The sequence below is a fragment of the Phenylobacterium sp. genome, assembly GCF_035309685.1.
Classification (GTDB): domain Bacteria; phylum Pseudomonadota; class Alphaproteobacteria; order Caulobacterales; family Caulobacteraceae; genus Phenylobacterium.
Genome location: NZ_DATGEX010000047.1, coordinates 74,711 through 92,633, shown reverse-complemented (window position 1 = coordinate 92,633; position 17,923 = coordinate 74,711). Strand labels below are relative to the sequence as shown.

Sequence of the window (17,923 nt, the reverse complement as noted above, 5' to 3'; positions counted from 1 at the left end):
GAGGTGGGCCCAGGGCACGCCGTTCACGAAGCGCTGGATGAACATGGCCGCGGTGATCGAGCCGCCGGGCCGGCCGCCGGTGTTCTTCATGTCGGCGATCATCGAGTCGATGTTCTTGTCGTAGGCCTGCGGCAGCGGCATGCGCCAGAGCGGCTCGCCCTCGGTGTTCGAGGCCGCGATCAGGTTGCCGGCCAGCTCCTCGTCGTTCGCGTAGCAGCCCGCCAGGTCGTGGCCGAGAGCGATGATGATCGCCCCCGTCAGGGTCGCCAGGTCGACCATGAACTTCGGCTTGAAGCGGTCCTGGCAGTACCAGACGGCGTCGGCCAGGACGAGGCGGCCCTCGGCGTCGGTGTTGATGATCTCGATCGTCTGGCCGGACATCGAGGTGACAACGTCGCCCGGCCGCTGGGCGTTGCCGTCGGGCATGTTCTCGACCAGGCCCAGGATGCCGATGGCGTTGACCTTCGCCTTGCGGCCGGCCAGCACATGCATCAGGCCCGCGACGGCGCCCGCGCCGCCCATATCCCACTTCATGTCCTCCATGCCCTCGGGCGGCTTCAGCGAGATGCCGCCGGTGTCGAAGCAGACGCCCTTGCCGACGAAGGCGATGGGCTGGGCGGTTTTGTCCGCCGCGCCGTACCACTTCATGATGGCGAGCTGGCTGTCGCGCACCGAGCCCTGGCCCACGCCCAGCAGCGAGCCCATGCCGAGCTTCATCATCTCGGCCTCGCCGAGGATCTCGACCTCCAGGCCCAGCGCCTCCAGCTTCTTCACCCGCTGGGCGTATTCCGCCGGATAGAGGACGTTCGGCGGCTCGGAGACCAGGTCGCGGGTGAAGCTGACCGCGTCGGCGAGCGCCGCCATCGGTTCGAAGGCCTTCGAGGCCGCGGCCGGGTCCGTCGCGACCACCTGCGCCGTCACCACCGAGGGCTTCTTTTCCGCCGGCTCCTTGGTCCGGTACTTGTCGAACCGGTAGCTCGCCAGCCGCACGCCCAGCGCCGCATGCGCCGCCAGATCGGCAGCCCCCTCCGGCAGCTCGATGCGCACCGCCTCCAGGCCCGAAGCCTTCACCGCCGCGAAGGCGCTGGCCGCGGCGTGCTCGATCCCGATGGCGTCAACGCCGTCCGCCTTGCCGGCGCCGACCAGCACCAGCCGGGGCGCGTCCACGCCTGACGGCGCCAGCACATCGAGCGTCTGGCCCTTGGCGCCGGTGAAGCGGCTGGCGGCGGCGGCCTGGGCGAGTACGCCCTCCAGCTTCACGCCCTCGTGGACGATACGGGCCAGGGCGGTTTTCGGGGGCAAGGCTGCGCCGGCGGCGACGAACTCGATATCCATGCGTGTCTCTCAGGTGACAAGGGCTGCCGCAGAGCGCCCGCGGACGGCGTCCGGCGGTTGTCTCATGGGGCGACGCATGGTTTAGATCACCTCCGCGGCGGGGGCGCGGCAAAAACTCCGAGTGAGCCCTAAATCTTACCGATGCGCCTGATCGACCGCTACCTGCTCCGGCAACTGCTAGGCCCCACCGTCCTCGCCATCACGGCGTTGTCAGCGGTCGTGCTGCTGAGTCAGAGCCTGTCGGGCCTCGATCTGGTGGTGAACCAGCGCCAGAGCTTCATGGTCTTCCTGAAGGTCACGCTGCTGTACATGCCGCAGCTGATCAACATGATCCTGCCGATCGCGGTGTTCGTGGCCGCCCTGGTGGCGCTGAATCGCCTGCATACCGAGCAAGAGATCGTCGTCTGTTTCGCGGGCGGGATGAGCCGCTGGCGGGTGATCTCGCCGGCCATGCGGCTGGCCAGCACCATCGCGCTCCTGGCGCTCCTGATGAACCTCTGGGTGCAGCCGCTGACCTACCGCGCGCTCCGCCAAGTCCTGTTCGACGTCAAGACCGACCTCGCCGCGACCCTGGTGCGCGAAGGCGAATTCACCCAGCCGGTGCCGGGCCTCACCGTCTACGCCCAGACGATCGACAACAAGGGCGAGATGCACAACATCTTCATCCACCAGACCAAGGACGACGGCACCGCCACCACCTACATCGCCAACTCCGGCCGCGTGGTGCAGCGCGCCGGCGGGCCGGTGCTGCTGCTGCATGACGAGTCGACCCAGCGGTTCTCGCCGCGCGGCGTGCTGAACTTCCTGACCACGCCGGAATACCCCTTCGAACTCAGCTCGCTGAACGACAACGACGAGCTCATCCAGTACAAACAGTCGGACCGCTATCTGCACGAGCTGTTCTTCCCGGACCTGCAGCAGGACTGGGAGAAGCGGAACCGCAAGGCGCTGCTCGCCGAAGGGCACCAGCGGATCGCGACCCCGCTCTACAACATCGCCTTCATGGCCATGGCGCTTTCGGCGGTGCTCGGCGGCGCTTTCTCGCGCCTGGGCTATGGACGCCGTATCGTCGTGGTCAGCGCCGCGGCGGTCGCGGTGCGGATCCTGGGCTTCGTCGCGCTCTCGGCCGCCAATTCCGCCGTCTGGGTGAACGCCCTGCAGTATCTCATCCCCCTGGCCGCGACGGCGGTTGCGCTGCGCAGCGTGTTCCGCCAGCGGGTCAGCCGCTTCATCGACATCCGCCGCCAGCCCGCGCGCATCGCGCCGGTCGCGGCCTAGGGGCGCGGCGATGAATTCGCGCATCGAACGCTATGTGCTGGTCCGCACCCTGCTGGGCGTCGGCATGGCGCTGGCGGTGATCTCTTCGATGATCCTCTTGATCCAGTTCGTGAACCTGTCGCGCAAGATCGGGGTGCGCGCCGACGTCAGCGCCGCCGATCTGTTAGGCTTGACGCTGTTGAGCTCGCCCTCGCTCATTCAGATCCTGCTGCCCTTCGTCTTCCTGTTCGGCGGCATCAGCGCCTATGTCGGCCTCAACCGCCGCAGCGAGCTGATCGCCATGCGCGCGGCCGGCGTTTCGGCGTGGCGGTTCATCATGCCCTCGGCCGCCGCCGCCTTCGTGGTCGGCGTCCTGACCGTGCTGGTGATCAACCCGATCTCTTCCCAGCTCAACGCCCGCTTCGAGGCCGACCAGGCCAAGATCATGTCCAACTACCTGGGCGACATCCCCAAGGACGTCTGGCTGCGCCAGGGCGACGAACACACCCAGATGGTGATCCACGCCAAGTCGCGCGACATGGTGCAGGGCGACGTCCGCCTGCGCGGCGTCTCGCTGTTCGTCTATCAGAAGAACAGGTTCGGCCAGCCCGAGTTCAAGCGCCGGCTGGAGGCCGCCGAGGCGGTCCTGCGCCCGGGCTTCTGGCAGTTGAAGGACGTGCGCGAGGCCAGCGCCGGCGAAAGCTCGGTGCAGTCGGACAGCCTGTCGATTCGCTCCACCCTGGACTCCGAAGCCGCGGTCGAACGCTTCTCCTCCGCCCCGCCAGACGCCGTGGCCTTCTGGCGGCTGCCCGCGGCGATCAAGCAGACCGAGGATTCCGGCTTCTCCGCCGCCGGCTACCGCCTGCGCTTCCAGCAACTGCTGGCGACTCCGGTGATGTTCGCGGCCATGGCGATCCTGGCGGCAGCGTTTTCGCTGCGCCTGGTGCGCCTGGGCGGATTGGCCGGCCTCGCGGGCGCCGGTTTCGCCCTGGGATTCGTCGTCTTTTTCTTCAACCAGTTCTCCGGCGCGCTGGGCCGCGCCGACATAATCCCGCTGTTCGCCGCGGCCTGGGCCCCGGCGGCGGTGGCGCTGCTGTCTGGGCTGACGCTGCTCTGTTACACCGAAGACGGTTGAATCCTCCGCACGCCCGGCTATGCAGGCGGTGAGGCGCGTCGCGATGAGGATCGGAAGGCGAAGATGAATCCGCGTCGGCGCGCGCTGTCCGCAGCCGCTCCCTCTTATGCGATGAAGCGCGCGCTCCTGGCCGGCGCCGCGCTGGCGGTTGCATGGCCGGCGCTGGCGCTGGCCCAACAGGTGAGCCCGCCGCCCACCGAATACGAACAGGGGCCGCAGGGCCGCCTGCAGCGCGGCCAGGTGCTCAACAATGAACCGGGCCAGCGCACACAGCCCGCCAAGGCGGCGCCTGTAAACACCGACGGCCTGAAGCCTGGCGAACTCTATATCGAGGCCGATCAGCTCTCGCGCGACGACAAGAACGGGATCACCACCGCCGAAGGCCACGTGGAGGTGCGCTACCAGGACAAGACCCTGCGCGCCGACAAGCTGGTCTACAAGGAGCCGCCGCCGCCTCCGGAGGGTCAGCCCCGGCCGCCGCGCGACAAGGACGCGCCGGCCCAGGGCGTGATCCGCGCCTACGGCCACATCCAGATCATCCACGACGACGGCCAGGTCGAATACGCCGACCAGATGACGCTCGACGACAAGATGCAGGCCGCGGTGGCGCTCGGCTTCTCGACCCGCATCAAGGAGGTGAAGACCAACCAGGAGGCCAAGATCAGCGGCGACACCGCCGTCCGCCGCTCGGAAGACCTTCAGGAGCTCAACCGGGCGATCTTCACCGAGTGCGAGATCTGCGTCGGCGACAAGCCAAAGTCGCCCACCTGGTCGGTCAGCGCCGACCGGATCGTCGAGGATAAGGTCCACCACATCATCTACTATCGCCACGCGCGCATCCACGTGCTGGGCGTGCCGGTGCTCTACCTGCCATTCTTTTGGCATGCCGATCCGTCGGCGGAACGCGAGAGCGGGCTGCTGGCGCCGCGTATCGGGGTCAACAGCCGCCGCGGCTTCTCCTACGATCAGCCCTATCTGTGGGTGATCAGCCCCTCTGCCGACCTGACGATCTCCCCGCAGATCAACACCAACGTCAATCCATTCCTGAACCTCCACTACCGCCAGCGCTTCAACGAGGGCGATCTGGATGTCCGCGCCGGCTACACCTACGAAAAGGACCTGGAAGGCTCGGGCACGCGTTTCGGCGAGGCGACCTCGCGCAGCTACATCCTGGCGAGCGGCGACTACCACCTCGACGACAAATGGCTGGTGGGCTTCACCGCCGAGCGGGCCTCCGATCCGCTGATCAACGACAAGTACGATATCGGCCGCTTCTATGGCGTGGCCCGCGGCCCCTATGTGACCGATGATCACCGGCTGATCAGCCAGGCCTATGCGGTGCGCCAGGACGACGATTCCTATTCCTCGATCGCCGCCATCAGCATCCAGGGCCTGCGACCGGGCGACAACAACCGCACCTTCCCGTTGGTCGCGCCCATCGTCGAAAGCCAATACGAGCATCCCGACGACGTTTTGGGCGGGCGGCTCAGCTTCACCGGCAGCGCGGTGTCGCTCACCCGCGACCAGTCCCCCGACAATCAGGCGGCCAGGCTGCCCGGCCTCGACAGCGCCCGCGTCAGCGCCGACGTCGACTGGCGGCGCATCTTTACCTCCGAGAGCGGCCTGCGGGTCGAGCCTTTCATCAACGCGCGGCTCGACGGCTACGACATCCGCGACATCCTGACCGGCGCCAGCGCCCTGCCGACGGCGACGGCCGCAACGCCCGTCACGACAGCTTCGAAGACCGAGGCCCGCGCCGTGGGCGTGGTCGGGGCCGACATCTCCTATCCGCTCTACCGCCGCTGGGGCGACGACAAGACGGTCGTACTGGAGCCGCTCGCGCAGGTCGCCATCTCACCGAAGGCCCAGCAGGTGGTCATCGGAAAGGATCCGACCACCGGCAAGCCGATCTATCTGGACGAGGATTCGGTGGCCTTCGAATTCGACGAGACCACCCTCTTCCAAGCCGACAAATTCCCCGGCTACGACCTCTATGAGGACGGCACGCGCCTGAACGTCGGCGGTCGTGGCTCAATCCTGTGGGACGACGGGCGTCAGGCGAGCCTCTTGGTCGGCCGCAGCTTCCGCGCCGAACCCAACACCGTCTTCAACCCGGGGTCGGGCCTCAACAACCGCGCCTCCGACTGGATCGTCGCTGTCGACGCCCGGCCCTCGGCACACTATTCCTTCTTCGCCCGCACGCGCCTCGACGGTGAAACCTTTGAGGTTCACCGCCTTGAGGCGGGGGCCAATTTCAACGAGACCTGGGGCACCGGCTACGTCCGCTACCTGAAGGACGACCAGGGCCTCAACGGAACCCCGATCAAGAACGTCGACCTCGGGGCCGACTTCAACATCCCCGGCACCAAGCACTGGGGCATCAGCACCTATGGCAACCGCGATCTGATCCAGCAGGCCTGGGTGATCCGCGACGTCGGCGTCTTCTACAAGGACGAGTGCGTCCGCGTGGACGTGTTCTATCGCCACGAAGACGTTATAATCGGGCGGCTGGGCTCCAGCGACCAACTGTCCATACGCCTAACGCTCGCCACATTGGGCGCACCATTTTATGGTCGATAAGGAATGCGGCCGGACGCGGCCGAACGAGGGAATGATTTCATCCATGATGCGCGCGCGTAACGTCACGGGCCGGGGGGCGCGCGGCGCTGTGATCGCAACGGCCGCCTTGGCTGTGGCCTTGCCCCTGGGCGTTCCGATGGGCGCGTGGGGCCAGGTCGGCGCGCCGCCGGCCGCCGCCGCGCCTGCGCCGACAGCGGTTTCGACAGGCCCCGTGCGCTCCGCCGCGCCGGCCGTGGCGCGTCCGATGACGGAATCGGTCGCCGCCATCGTCAACGACGAGATCGTCTCGACCTACGACCTGGCGCAACGCATGCGCCTGTTGATCTCCACCACCGGCGTCCAGCCGACCCAGGACACCATCCCGCAGCTCCAGCAGGAAGCGCTGATCTCCTTGGTGGACGAGCACCTGCAGGTGCAGGAGCTGCGCCGCGTCGAGAAGGACAACAAGTCGACCATCATCCTGACCGATGACGAGGTGAACGACGAACTGGCCGACATGGCCCAGCAATCCAACCTCAAGCGCGAGGGGCTGGTCGCCGCGCTCAAGGCCCAGGGGATCACCGAAGCCACCCTGGTCGACCAGATTCGCGCTCAGCGCAGCTGGGAACGTTACATCCGCGGCCGCTACGGCTCGCGGCTGCGGATCGGCGAGGACCAGATCAAGGCCACCCAGCAGCGCCTGATCGCGTCGGCGTCCAAGCCGCAGTACGAGGTCAGCGAGGTCTTCCTCGACGCCACCCGCATCGGCGGCATGGATGCCGCGACCAAGGGCGCCGCCCAGCTGGTCGCCCAGCTGCAGCAGGGCGCGCCGTTCGCCGCCGTCGCTCGGCAGTTCTCTTCCTCCTCGACCGCGGCCGCCGGCGGCGACGCAGGCTGGATCAGCCCGGGCGAAATGCCGCCCGAGGTGGACACGGCGATCGAGCAGCTGCGCCCCGGCCAGCTCTCCCAGCCGATCCCGGTCAAGGACGGCGTCTACATCATCTATCTCAAGGACAAGCGCTCCGGCGCCGGCCAGACCCTGGTCAGCCTCAAGCAGATCGCCGTCGCCCTGCCGACGACCGCCACGCCGGCCGACATCGAGGCCGCCCGCGCCAAGCTTGCGACGGCCAAGGCGACCATCAAGGACTGCGCGACCCTTGAGGTCACGGCGGGCAAGACGCCGGGCGTGGTCGCCAGCGACCTGGGCGAGGCTGAGCTCGCGGACCTGTCGACCGAGTTCAAGGACGCCGCCAGCAAGCTGAAGGTCGGCGAGCTGTCCGATCCGATCCGCACCAAGGTCGGGCTGCACGTGCTCGCCGTCTGCGGCAAGCGGGCGGCCGGTGCGGCCCAGGTCGACCACGACCAGGTCGAAAACCGCCTCTATGGGCAGCAACTCAGCATGATCGCCCGGCGCGCCATGCGCGACCTGCGCAATACCGCGACCATCGAGTACCGGTGAAGCCCGGCCCGCTCGCTCTGAGCCTGGGCGATCCGGCCGGCATTGGACCGGAGATCGTCGTCAAGGCCTGGAACGAGCTGCGGCGTGGCGGTCCGCCCTTCCTGGTGGTCGGCGACTACCAGGCGCTCGCCTCGGCCTCCGGCGGCGGCGCCTCGATCCTTCGCCAGGTGGTGGCCCCGGCCGAGGCGCTGGACGTCTTCGAAACCGCCCTTCCCGTCCTCAACCTCCCGCTGAAAACCCCCGTGGTCGCAGGCCAGCCCTCCGCGGCCGCCGCGCCGGCCGTCATCAAGTGGATCGAGACCGCCGTCGGCCTGGCGCTGTCCGGCGCCGTGGCCGGCGTGGTGACGGCGCCCATTGCCAAGGCCCCGCTCTACGACGCCGGCTTCAAGTTCCCCGGCCACACCGAGTTCCTGGGCGAGCTAACCGCCTCGGAACGGTTCGACGGCGCGCGCGGGCCGGTGATGATGCTGATCGCGGGCGACCTGCGCGTGGCGCTGGTCACCGTCCACACGCCGCTTGCCCAGGTGCCCGGCCAGCTCAGCACCGAGGCCATCGTCAACGTCGGCAAGGTCACCGCCGAGGCGCTCAGCCGCGATTTCGGCATCGCCAAGCCGCGCCTGGCCGTCGCCGGGCTCAATCCGCACGCCGGCGAGAGCGGCGGCATCGGCCGCGAGGAGATCGAGATCGTCGCTCCGGCAGTCCGCGCGCTGGTCGACCTCGGCATCGACGCCACCGGCCCCTACCCAGCCGACAGCCTGTTCCCCGAGGCCATGCGCGCCAACTATGACGCCGCCATCTGCCTCTATCACGACCAGGCCCTGATCCCGGTGAAGATGCTCGATTTCTGGGGCGGGGTGAACGTCACGCTCGGCCTGCCGATCGTGCGGACCTCGCCCGACCACGGCACCGCCTTCGACATCGCCGGGCGCGGCCTCGCGCGCGCCGACAGCCTGATCGCCGCCATCCGCCTCGCCGACCAGCTGGCCAAGGCCAGGGCGGCTTAGGTGAGGAGAGCGTGAGCCTCGAGGCTTTGCCGCCGCTGCGCGAGGCGCTCGCGGAACACGGGCTGATGGCCAAGAAGGCGTTCGGCCAGCACTTCCTGCTCGACCTCAACATCACCCGCAAGATCGCCCGCCTGGCCGAGCTCTCGCCGGGCGAGCGGGTGATCGAGGTCGGCCCGGGCCCCGGCGGCCTGACCCGCGCCCTGCTCGAGACCGGCGCCCAGGTCACCGCCATCGAGAAGGACCAGCGCTTCCGCCCGCTGCTGGAGGACCTGGCTGCGGCGGCGCGGTCGAGCGCGGGGGCTGGTGCGCTGACCCTCGAATTCGCCGACGCGCTGACCGCCGACGAGGCGGCGCTGACCGCCGGCGGACCGGGCCACGTGGTCTCCAACCTGCCCTACAACGTCGGCACGGCCTTGCTCATCAAGTGGCTGACGGGGTCCTGGCGCCCGGCCTCGATGACCCTGATGTTCCAGCGCGAGGTCGCCCAGCGGATCGTGGCCGGCGTCGATTCGCCCGCCTACGGCCGCCTTGCGGTGATCGCCCAGGCCACCAGCCACGCCGGCATCGTCATGGACGTCCCGGCCCGCGCCTTCACCCCGCCGCCCAAGGTCGATTCCGCGGTCGTGCGCCTGACGCCCCGCGCCGACCGGCCCTCGCCGCCGCGCCTCCACGCCCTGCAGAAGGTCACCGCCGCCGCTTTTGGCCAGCGCCGCAAGATGCTGCGCGCCAGCCTGAAGGGCCTTGGCGGCGAGCCGCTGATCGAGGCCGCGGCCCTGAACCCCCAGGCGCGGGCCGAAACCGTCGATGTCGCAGGCTTCCTGCGCCTTGCAGACGCCTGGATCGCGGCGCGCTAGGGGATGCGACTCAGCTATTGCGGACAAACCCGCCGATCGTGGCGTCTGGAGTAGATCATGGCGGATGCCTGCAACGGCGTGGATACCGGCTTCGTCGCGCTTGGCTACGCCAAGGTCGCCCTGCTCGGCGTGGTCCAGGGGATCACCGAGCTGATGCCGATCTCGTCCTCGGCCCACATGCGGATCGTGCCCGCGGTGTTGGGCTGGCAGGATCCGGGCGCGGCCTTCTCGGCAGCGATGCAGCTCGCCGCCCTGTTCGCCGTTGTCAGCTATTTCTGGAGCGACGTGGCGGGGCTGGCCGGCGGATCGCTCTCGGCGGTCGCGAAAGGGCGGTTCAGCGACCCGAAGTTCCGCCTGTCGCTGTGGATCGTGCTGGCGACCATTCCCCTGGTCGCGGCCGGCGTCGCGCTCGCCCCGATCCTCAACGCCTGCAACTCGCCGCTGCGCTCGATCCCGGCGATCGGCGTCGCCTGCCTGGTGATGGCGGCGTTGCTGGCGCTGGCCGAAGTCGGCGCGCGCCATTCCCGCACCGTGACCAAGGCCGGGCTGATCGACGCCCTGCTGGTTGGCCTGGCGCAGGTGGGCTCGCTGATCCCTGGCGTCTCGCGCTCGGGTTCAACGCTGACCGCGGCGCTGGCCCTGGGATTCAAGCGCGAGGAGGCGGCGCGCTTCTCCTTCCTGCTCGGCATCCCGGCCATCGCCGGCGCGGGCTTGAAGGAGCTATGGGAGCTGCACAAAGTGCATCTGGGCAGCCACGGCTGGAGCGTGCTGGGCGTCGGCATCGCGGTGGGCGCGGTCTCCGCCTTCGTGACCATCTGGGCCCTGATGCGCATCCTCGAGCGCGTCTCGGCCTGGCCCTTCGTGGCCTATCGCGCGCTGCTGGGCGTCGCCCTCCTGGCCGGCGCGGCGTCGGGGTGGCTCCACTAGGGCGTTGCCTGTGGGGGCCGCACGCGGTCCTATGATCCCGCCGTCTGCGAGGGAGACCGGATGCTGATCCTGCTGGGCGTGGCCGTGATCGTGGTGGGCTTCGCCGTCCGGCTCAATCCGCTGCTGGTGGTGCTGTTGGCCGCCATGACCAGCGGCTGGTTCGCCGGCCTCTCGCCGCTGCAGGTGCTGGCGGCGTTCGGCCACGCCTTCAACGAGAACCGCTTCGTCACCAGCGCCTACCTGGTGCTCCCCCTGGTGGGGATGCTGGAGCGCGCCGGCGTGCGCGAGCGGGCGGCGGCGATCATCGCCACATCGCGCGGAGTCACCGCCGGCCGCTTCCTGATCAGCTATATGGCGCTGCGCCAGGCCACCTCGGCGGTGGGTTTGGCGACGATCGCCGGTCAGACCCAGACCGTGCGGCCGCTCATCGCGCCGATGGCCGAAGCGGCCACAGAGGTGCGGGACGGGCCGCCGGCGCCGGAAACCCGCTACCTCGTCAGGGCCATGGCGGCGGCCACGGACAACATCGCCGTGTTCTTCAGCGAAGACGTCTTCGTCGCCATGGGCTCGGTCCTGCTCGTGGTGAGTTTCCTGACCACCAGCAAGATCGTCATCGACCCGCTGCGCATCTCCGTCTGGTCGATTCCCACCGCGCTCGCCGCCTTTGCGATTCACGGCGCGCGGCTGCTGCTCTTCGACCGCCGTCTCGCGCGGAGCACCAAGGCGTGATCAAGCTCGGCTTCGTCTATGTCCTGGCCGGGCTGATGTACGCGGCCTTCGCGCTTCTCAGCGCCACGGACCGGGTCAACCGCAAGCGCTGGGGGAACGCCCTGTTCTGGGGTTTGGTGGCGGTGAGCTTCCTGGCGGGCGACCGTCTCGGCGACCTCGGCAACGGCGTCCTGGTGCTGGGCCTGGCGCTGATCGCCGGCTTCGGGTTCCTCGGACGCGGCCAGCCCGCCACCACCTCGCCGGCCGAGCGCACCGGCCTGGCCGAGCAATTCGGGAACCGGCTCTTCCTGCCGGCGCTCATGCTGCCCCTGGTGGTCGCCATCGGCGTGTTGCTGCTGAAGCCGGTGCAGATCGGCGGCGTCCCACTGATGGACCCCAAGCAGGCGACCCTGATCTCGCTTGCGTTGGCGGTGATCGTCGGCCTAGCGCTGGCGCTCGCCCTGCTGCGCCAGCCCTGGGCCAGTCCGCTGCAGGAGGGCCGCCGGCTGGCCGACACCATCGGCTGGGCCGCGCTCCTGCCGCAGTTCTTGGCCGCGCTTGGCGCCGTCTTCGCGCTGGCCGGGGTCGGCAAGGCCATCGGCCTTTTGACCAGCACCTACCTCCCGGTCGACACGCGCCTGGCGGCGGTCAGCGTCTATTGCGTCGGCATGGCCGCCTTCACCATGCTGATGGGCAACGCGTTTGCCGCCTTCCCGGTGCTGACCGGAGGGATAGCCCTGCCGATCCTTGTGGGCCACTTCGGCGGCAATCCCGCCGTGATCGGCTCGATAGGCATGCTGTCGGGGTTCTGTGGGACACTGATGACCCCGCTTGCGGCCAACTTCAACCTGGTGCCCTCGGCGCTCCTGGAGCTTCCCGACCGCTATGCGGTGATCAAGGCCCAGATCCCGACCGCGCTCCTCATGCTGATCGTCAACGTGGTGCTCATGTATGTCCTCGCCTTCCGCCCCTAACGCCACCAACGGCCGCGTGACCCGCGAACTCGCCTCGCAGTTCGCCCGCATCGCGCTGGGCCACGTGGCGCGCGAGTACCCCAACAAGCTCGATCACGTACTGGACGGCCCCGCCGATGCGCGCGGGCCCCGCGACCTGCACCCGATCTTCTTCGGCAGCTTCGACTGGCACTCCTGCGTCCACGGCTACTGGCTCTTGGCGACGCTGCTCCGCCTGCAGCCCGCGATCCCGGAGGCGCCGGCCATCCGCGCCCTGTTCGACGCCGCCTTCACCGCCGAAAAGGTGGCGGGCGAAGTCGCCTATCTCGCCCGGCCCTCCTCCCGCGGCTTCGAACGGCCCTACGGCTGGGGCTGGCTGCTGAAGCTGCAGGCCGAGTTGCTGGCCCACGACGCACCCCCTTCGTCGGCAAAATGGGCGAAGACTCACCAGCCGCTGGCCGATGTGTTCGTCGCCCGGTTCGAGGACTTCCTGCCCAGGGCCACCTACCCCTTGCGCACCGGCGTCCATTCATCGACCGCTTTCGCCATCGCGCTCGGCCAGGACTACGCGAAGACCGTGGGGAACGCCGCGCTGACCGCCCTCTTCACCCAGAAGATGCGCACGTGGCATCTGGCCGACCGCGACGCGCCCGCCTGGGAGCCGTCGGGCGACGAATTCCTTTCCGCCACCCTGATGACCGCCGCCTGCCTGCAGAGGCTGCTGCCGCGCGACGAGTTCCGGGCCTGGTTTGCCGCCTACCTGCCGCGCGCGGCGCAGCGCCAGCCGGCCACCCTGTTCACGCCGGCCACCGTTTCGGACCGGTCCGACGGCAAGATCGCCCACCTCGACGGCCTCAACTTCTCCCGCGCCTGGTGCTGGCGGGAACTGGCCGCCGGCCTGCCGCCAGGCGATCCTCTCGCCGGCGTCGCCGAGGCGGCCGCGGACCAGCACATGGCCGCCTCCCTGCCGCACATTTCGGGCGACTACATGGGCGAACATTGGCTCGCTTCCTTCGCCCTCCTGGCGCTCACGGCCGGAGAACCCATTGGATAGATTACAGATTCTTCACATACCGGATTACATTTCATTCACATTCGAAAGTTGCGCTTTTTAAGCGCGCCCGCAGCGCACAACGCCGCGAATGTGCGCTGCGCCATATCGGATAACGGCAAAACCGCATCCGGATCGGCTTACGATTTCCTCCGTTGGGGCAATCTCGCTGTCGAGGACGGCTATGAAACTCTGTGGTCAGATCTCTGTCGAACTGAACGTCGGCGACTACATCGAGGCCGCCGATCATCAGAAGCGGCTTGAGGACATCCTCAAGCTGGTTCGCGACGCCTATCCCGACGCTACGCTGGCCATGCGCGAGCGCCGCCAGCGCAAGGCGCTGCCGCTCACCCGCGCGGCGCCGCGTTCGGCGGCCACCGGCGTGCTCAACCGCTACGACGACGAATAGGCCTAAGTGCGCCCCAGGGACTCTCTGCTGGAGGCGATCCTCGCCCTGAAGGCGCTCGATGCCCGCATCAGCGTCAATGAGATCGTCGCCTTCCTCTATACCTGCGAGAACGAGGGCCTGAGCGTGCAGGAACTCGCTTATGTGGCCGGCCTCACGCAGTCCACCGCCTCGCGCAGCCTGCGCTCGCTGGGTCGCCCCGGCTCCGACTGGGCGCAGGCGCCGGCGCTCGGCCTGGTCGACGCCTTCCTCAATCCGACCGACGGCCGCAGCCATGTGGTCCACCTCACCGACCAGGGCCGCGCGTTGCGCGACCGCCTCGATGACATGATCCGCCGGGCGGTCACCATCGACTACGAAGGCTGACCTACTGAGTATAGAATTCCTCCGATACGCGTTTAGAAAAGTACATGCAGCATCGCAACAAACCCAAGAACGAATACCATCCGTCACGTTGTTACGTCAGATGAACGCAAGTTAACTGTCGCGACGCCGATTCCTGTGGTTCGGTCCCCGACACCTGGGGAAGCACGAACCGCTATGGCCTATCCACTCGACCGCCTGGACGTTCAGATCCTGGCCGCCCTGCAGGAGAACAACCAAGCCACCGCGCAGGCGCTTGCCGACCGCGTGCCGCTGTCGCCCTCGGCGATCCTGCGCCGCATTCGGCAGTACCGTGATGAAGGGGTGATCGCCGCCGACGTCTCGATCATCGAACCCGGGCAGGTAGGCGAGCGGATCTCAGTCATCATGATGGTGCAGCTCGAGCGTCACTCCCCCGCGGCGGTGAGCGAATTCCGCTCCCACCTCGCCCGCTCGCCGCATGTGCAGGTCTGCATGGAGATCTCGGGCGCCTACGACATCTCCTGCATCGGCATCTTCCGCGGGATGGAGGAGTTCAACGCCTTTACCGACGCCAATATCGCCGGCCACCCGGCTGTGCGCCGCTACGAGGCGAGCTTCGTCAAAAAGCGCGTGAAGTTCACGACAGCCATCCCGCTGTAGATCGTTTTGTCCAGATCCATGCAACTATGACTACGCGATAATCTTGCTCGATTACTTCGATCTTTGTGTCCAATTCGAGACACGTAGGCCACATTACCTTTGCAAATCCCACAACCACATTGACCACTTCCTGCAGCCCTAAGTAACTCCACCGTAACCGGGGTCTCCGAGAGGCGTCCCTGGGACTCGTTTTTTGTGGGGAGCTGGCCGGCTCCGATGCGAGCGCGGCCGCTGGAGGAGTTGACCTTGAAAATCCAAAACACCCGAGAGCGCCTGTTGGCCTCCTCGATGATCTGCGGCGTGGCCTTCCTGGGTCTTTCCGCGTCTCAGGCGTTCGCCGCCGCGGCTGACGCGGCCAACGGCGAAGTCTCCGAAATCGTCGTGACCGGAACACGTATCCCGTCACCCAACCTCACCTCCATCGCGCCGGTGACTACGGTCGGCAACGCCGACATCAAGGCGCAGGGCGTGACGCGGATCGAAGACATCACCAACTCGCTGCCGCAGGTGTTCGCGGGCCAAGGCTCCTCGATCACCAACGGCGCCACCGGCGCGGCGACCGTCGACCTGCGCGGTCTCGGCCCCAACCGCACCCTGGTGCTGATCGACAGCCGCCGCGTGATGCCCGGCGACCCGACCGCCCGGATCAGCGGCTCGGCCGCCGACCTGAACTTCATCCCGGCCGCGCTGGTGGAGCGGGTCGATGTGCTGACGGGCGGCGCCTCGGCCACCTACGGCGCCGACGCCGTGGCCGGCGTCGTCAACTTCATCATGCTGCACAACTTCGAAGGCGTGCGCATCGACGCGCAATATTCGGGCTACCAGCACGACAACAACAACTCGGCCGGCCAGAACGCCCTGAAGGCCGCCGCAGCGACCGCCATCATCCCCTCGCAATACGCGATCCCGGGCAACCTCTGGGAAGGCGAAAGCTCCGAAGTCAGCTTCGTGATCGGCGCCAACGCCCCGGACGGCAAGGGCAACGTCACCGCCTACGCCACCTACCGCCAGAACAACGCGATCCTGGAAGCCGACCGCGACTTCTCGGCCTGCACCCTGGCCTCGACCGCCGCGGGCTTCGGCTGCTCGGGCTCCGGCACCGCCTTCCCCGCCCGCGTCGGCAGCTTCCTGGTCGACCCGACCACCTTCAACACCTTCCGTCCTCGCGTGGCGACGGACGTGTTCAACTTCGGCCCGGCGAACTTCTTCGTGCGGCCTGACGAGCGCTACAACCTGGGCGCCTTCGCCCACTACCAGATCGCGCCGTGGGCCGACGCGTACATGGACGCCATGTTCATGGACGACCTGTCGACCGCCCAGATCGCGGCCGGCGGCATCTTCGCCTCGACCTTCTCGATCGACTGCGCCAACCCGCTGCTGAGCGCTCAGGAAAAGGGCCTGCTGGTTCCCGTCGGGGCCACCGCCGGCCAGACCTGCGCCAACACGCCGGGCGGCACTTTCACCGGCACCGTCGCCCGACGCCTGCTTTCCAGCGAGCAGACCGGCCGCCTCACCCAGTTCCGCCACACCGACTTCCGGATCGTGGTCGGCCTGCGCGGCGACCTGGGCAAGAACTGGAACTACGACGGGTACATGCAGTACGGCTCCGTCAACGTGAACAACCGCCAGTCCGGCAACTTCGACACCACCCGCATCAACCAGTCGCTGAACGCGATCGCCGGCCCCAACGGCCAGGCGATCTGTAACCCGGCGGCGAACCCCGATCCGGGCTGCGTGCCGATCAACATCTTCACGGCCCAGACCATCTCGCCGGCGGCGATCAACTTCCTGTCGATCAACAGCTTCAACAGCGGCAACATCGTCGAGCGCGTCGTCAGCCTGGCCTTCACCGGCAAGCTCGGCGACTACGGGGTCAAGAGCCCCTACGCCAGCGAGGGCGTGGGCGTGGCGTTCGGCGGCGAATATCGCCGCGAACATCTCGACACTGTCGCCGACTTCCTGGCCAACAACGGCCTGGTGAACGGCAACGGCGGCGCGAACCCGCCCGTCAACGGCGGCTTCGACGTCTACGAACTGTTCGGCGAAGCCCGCGTGCCGCTGGTCAGCGACATGCCCTTCGCCAAGGACCTGTCGCTCGAGCTCGGCTACCGCTTCTCCGACTACTCCTCGATCGGCGACACCAACACCTACAAGGTGGCCGGCGAGTGGGAAGTTGTCGACGGCGTCCGTTTCCGCGCCGGCTACAACCGCGCCGTCCGCGCGCCGAACGTGATCGAACTGTTCGCGCCGCAGAACGTGGTGCTCGACGGCACCGCCGACCCCTGCGCCGGCCTGACGGCGGCCAACCCGCTGGTCGCCACCTGCGCCAGCCTCTTCCACCTGACCACGGCGCAGGTCCTGGCCATCGAGAAGAACCCGGCCAACCAGTACAACGGCCAGACCGGCGGCAACCCGAACCTGAAGCCGGAAATCAGCGACACCTACACCGCCGGCGTGGTGTGGCAGCCGACCTATGTTCCGGGCCTCTCGGTCAGCCTCGACTACTTCAACATCAAGGTCGACCAGTTCATCTCGCGGATCGGCGCGACGCTGGAACTGAACAACTGCCTGGCCACCGGCAGCCCGACGTTCTGCAACCTGGTTCACCGTGACCCGAACGGTTCGCTGTTCCTGACCAACGCGGGCTTCGTGCAGGACACCACGCTCAACACCGGCTCGCTGAAGACCTCCGGCGTCGACCTGAACCTCGCCTACCACACCGACCTGTCGAACCTGGGCCTTGGCGACAACGGCTCGATCGCAGTGAGCATGGTCGGCACCTGGCTCGACACCACGATCACCCAGCCCCTGCCGGGCGGCCCGAGCTTCGATTGTAAGGGCCTCTACGGCGTGATCTGCGGCGTCCCGTCCCCGGAATGGCGTCACAAGGCCCGCCTGACCTGGAACACGCCGTACTCCTACGGCGACTGGTTCAAGTCGCTGAGCCTGTCGATGCAGTGGCGCTACTTCGGCAAGGTGTCGGCCGACTCCTTCGACTCCAACCCGCAGCTCAACAACCCGGGCCTGCAGGTCGCCAACGAGCAGAACTTCTCGGCTCAGAACTACATCGACCTGACGGCGAACTTCACGGTCCACAACAACCTGAACTTCCGGGTTGGCGTGAACAACGTGTTCGACAAGGATCCGCCGCTGGCCGCCAACAACCTGCCCGCGACGGTCGGCAACGGGAACACCTTCCCGCAGGTCTACGACGCGCTCGGCCGCTTCGTGTTCGTGGGCCTGACCGCGGACTTCTAGGTCTTAGCGGCC

General features: G+C 68.0%; 15 protein-coding genes. 14 read left to right on the top strand and 1 reads right to left on the bottom strand.

The genetic code is table 11. The features are described from left to right. The coding region (locus tag VKQ35_RS15615) for a leucyl aminopeptidase (RefSeq protein WP_324363235.1) at positions 1 to 1,335 on the bottom strand (1,335 nt) is incomplete at its 3' end. Positions 1,336 to 1,476: 141 nt separating this feature from the next. Between VKQ35_RS15615 and lptF the strand changes: the two genes are divergently transcribed. The 14 genes from lptF to VKQ35_RS15545 all read left to right on the top strand — a co-directional run bounded on the left by lptF (position 1,477) and on the right by VKQ35_RS15545 (position 17,911). Then, complete coding sequence (gene lptF, locus VKQ35_RS15610) at positions 1,477 to 2,613, top strand: LPS export ABC transporter permease LptF (protein WP_324363233.1); 1,137 nt, start codon at positions 1,477 to 1,479, stop codon at positions 2,611 to 2,613. Positions 2,614 to 2,623: 10 nt separating this feature from the next. Next, complete coding sequence (locus VKQ35_RS15605) at positions 2,624 to 3,727, top strand: LptF/LptG family permease (protein ID WP_324363231.1); 1,104 nt, start codon at positions 2,624 to 2,626, stop codon at positions 3,725 to 3,727. A gap of 111 nt (positions 3,728 to 3,838) precedes the next feature. Next, a complete protein-coding gene (locus tag VKQ35_RS15600) occupies positions 3,839 to 6,307 on the top strand; it encodes an LPS-assembly protein LptD (RefSeq protein WP_324363229.1) in 2,469 nt (822 codons plus the stop codon). Positions 6,308 to 6,551: 244 nt separating this feature from the next. Then, a complete protein-coding gene (locus VKQ35_RS15595; RefSeq protein WP_324363227.1) occupies positions 6,552 to 7,745 on the top strand; it encodes a peptidylprolyl isomerase in 1,194 nt (397 codons plus the stop codon). Continuing rightward, positions 7,742 to 8,749: a 4-hydroxythreonine-4-phosphate dehydrogenase PdxA gene (pdxA, locus tag VKQ35_RS15590; protein ID WP_324363225.1), complete on the top strand. Its 1,008-nt coding sequence runs from the start codon at positions 7,742 to 7,744 to the stop codon at positions 8,747 to 8,749. The genes VKQ35_RS15595 and pdxA overlap by 4 nt, the downstream gene beginning before the upstream one ends. A gap of 11 nt (positions 8,750 to 8,760) precedes the next feature. Further along, positions 8,761 to 9,603 carry a 16S rRNA (adenine(1518)-N(6)/adenine(1519)-N(6))-dimethyltransferase RsmA gene (gene rsmA / locus VKQ35_RS15585; RefSeq protein ID WP_324363223.1) on the top strand — a complete coding sequence of 281 codons (843 nt, stop codon included), beginning with the start codon at positions 8,761 to 8,763 and terminating at the stop codon, positions 9,601 to 9,603. Positions 9,604 to 9,660: 57 nt separating this feature from the next. Next, positions 9,661 to 10,530, top strand: a complete 870-nt coding sequence (locus tag VKQ35_RS15580) for an undecaprenyl-diphosphate phosphatase (RefSeq protein WP_324363221.1) — start codon at positions 9,661 to 9,663, stop codon at positions 10,528 to 10,530. A gap of 60 nt (positions 10,531 to 10,590) precedes the next feature. After that, positions 10,591 to 11,259 carry a DUF969 domain-containing protein gene (locus VKQ35_RS15575; protein WP_324363219.1) on the top strand — a complete coding sequence of 223 codons (669 nt, stop codon included), beginning with the start codon at positions 10,591 to 10,593 and terminating at the stop codon, positions 11,257 to 11,259. After that, positions 11,256 to 12,212 carry a DUF979 domain-containing protein gene (locus tag VKQ35_RS15570; RefSeq protein WP_324363217.1) on the top strand — a complete coding sequence of 319 codons (957 nt, stop codon included), beginning with the start codon at positions 11,256 to 11,258 and terminating at the stop codon, positions 12,210 to 12,212. Before VKQ35_RS15575 ends, VKQ35_RS15570 begins: the two co-directional genes overlap by 4 nt. After that, positions 12,190 to 13,245 (top strand): DUF2891 domain-containing protein, encoded by a 1,056-nt coding sequence (locus VKQ35_RS15565; RefSeq protein WP_324363215.1) that lies wholly within the window; start codon positions 12,190 to 12,192, stop codon positions 13,243 to 13,245. The genes VKQ35_RS15570 and VKQ35_RS15565 overlap by 23 nt, the downstream gene beginning before the upstream one ends. A gap of 181 nt (positions 13,246 to 13,426) precedes the next feature. Further along, positions 13,427 to 13,651 (top strand): hypothetical protein, encoded by a 225-nt coding sequence (locus tag VKQ35_RS15560; protein ID WP_324363213.1) that lies wholly within the window; start codon positions 13,427 to 13,429, stop codon positions 13,649 to 13,651. A gap of 6 nt (positions 13,652 to 13,657) precedes the next feature. Further along, complete coding sequence (locus VKQ35_RS15555; RefSeq protein ID WP_324363211.1) at positions 13,658 to 14,014, top strand: MarR family transcriptional regulator; 357 nt, start codon at positions 13,658 to 13,660, stop codon at positions 14,012 to 14,014. A 174-nt stretch (positions 14,015 to 14,188) separates the two neighbouring features. After that, the gene (locus tag VKQ35_RS15550) at positions 14,189 to 14,653 is read left to right on the top strand and encodes an Lrp/AsnC family transcriptional regulator (protein WP_324363209.1); all 465 of its coding nucleotides are present in this window, start codon (positions 14,189 to 14,191) and stop codon (positions 14,651 to 14,653) included. Positions 14,654 to 14,899: 246 nt separating this feature from the next. Beyond that, complete coding sequence (locus VKQ35_RS15545; protein WP_324363207.1) at positions 14,900 to 17,911, top strand: TonB-dependent receptor domain-containing protein; 3,012 nt, start codon at positions 14,900 to 14,902, stop codon at positions 17,909 to 17,911. Positions 17,912 to 17,923 lie beyond the last annotated feature (12 nt).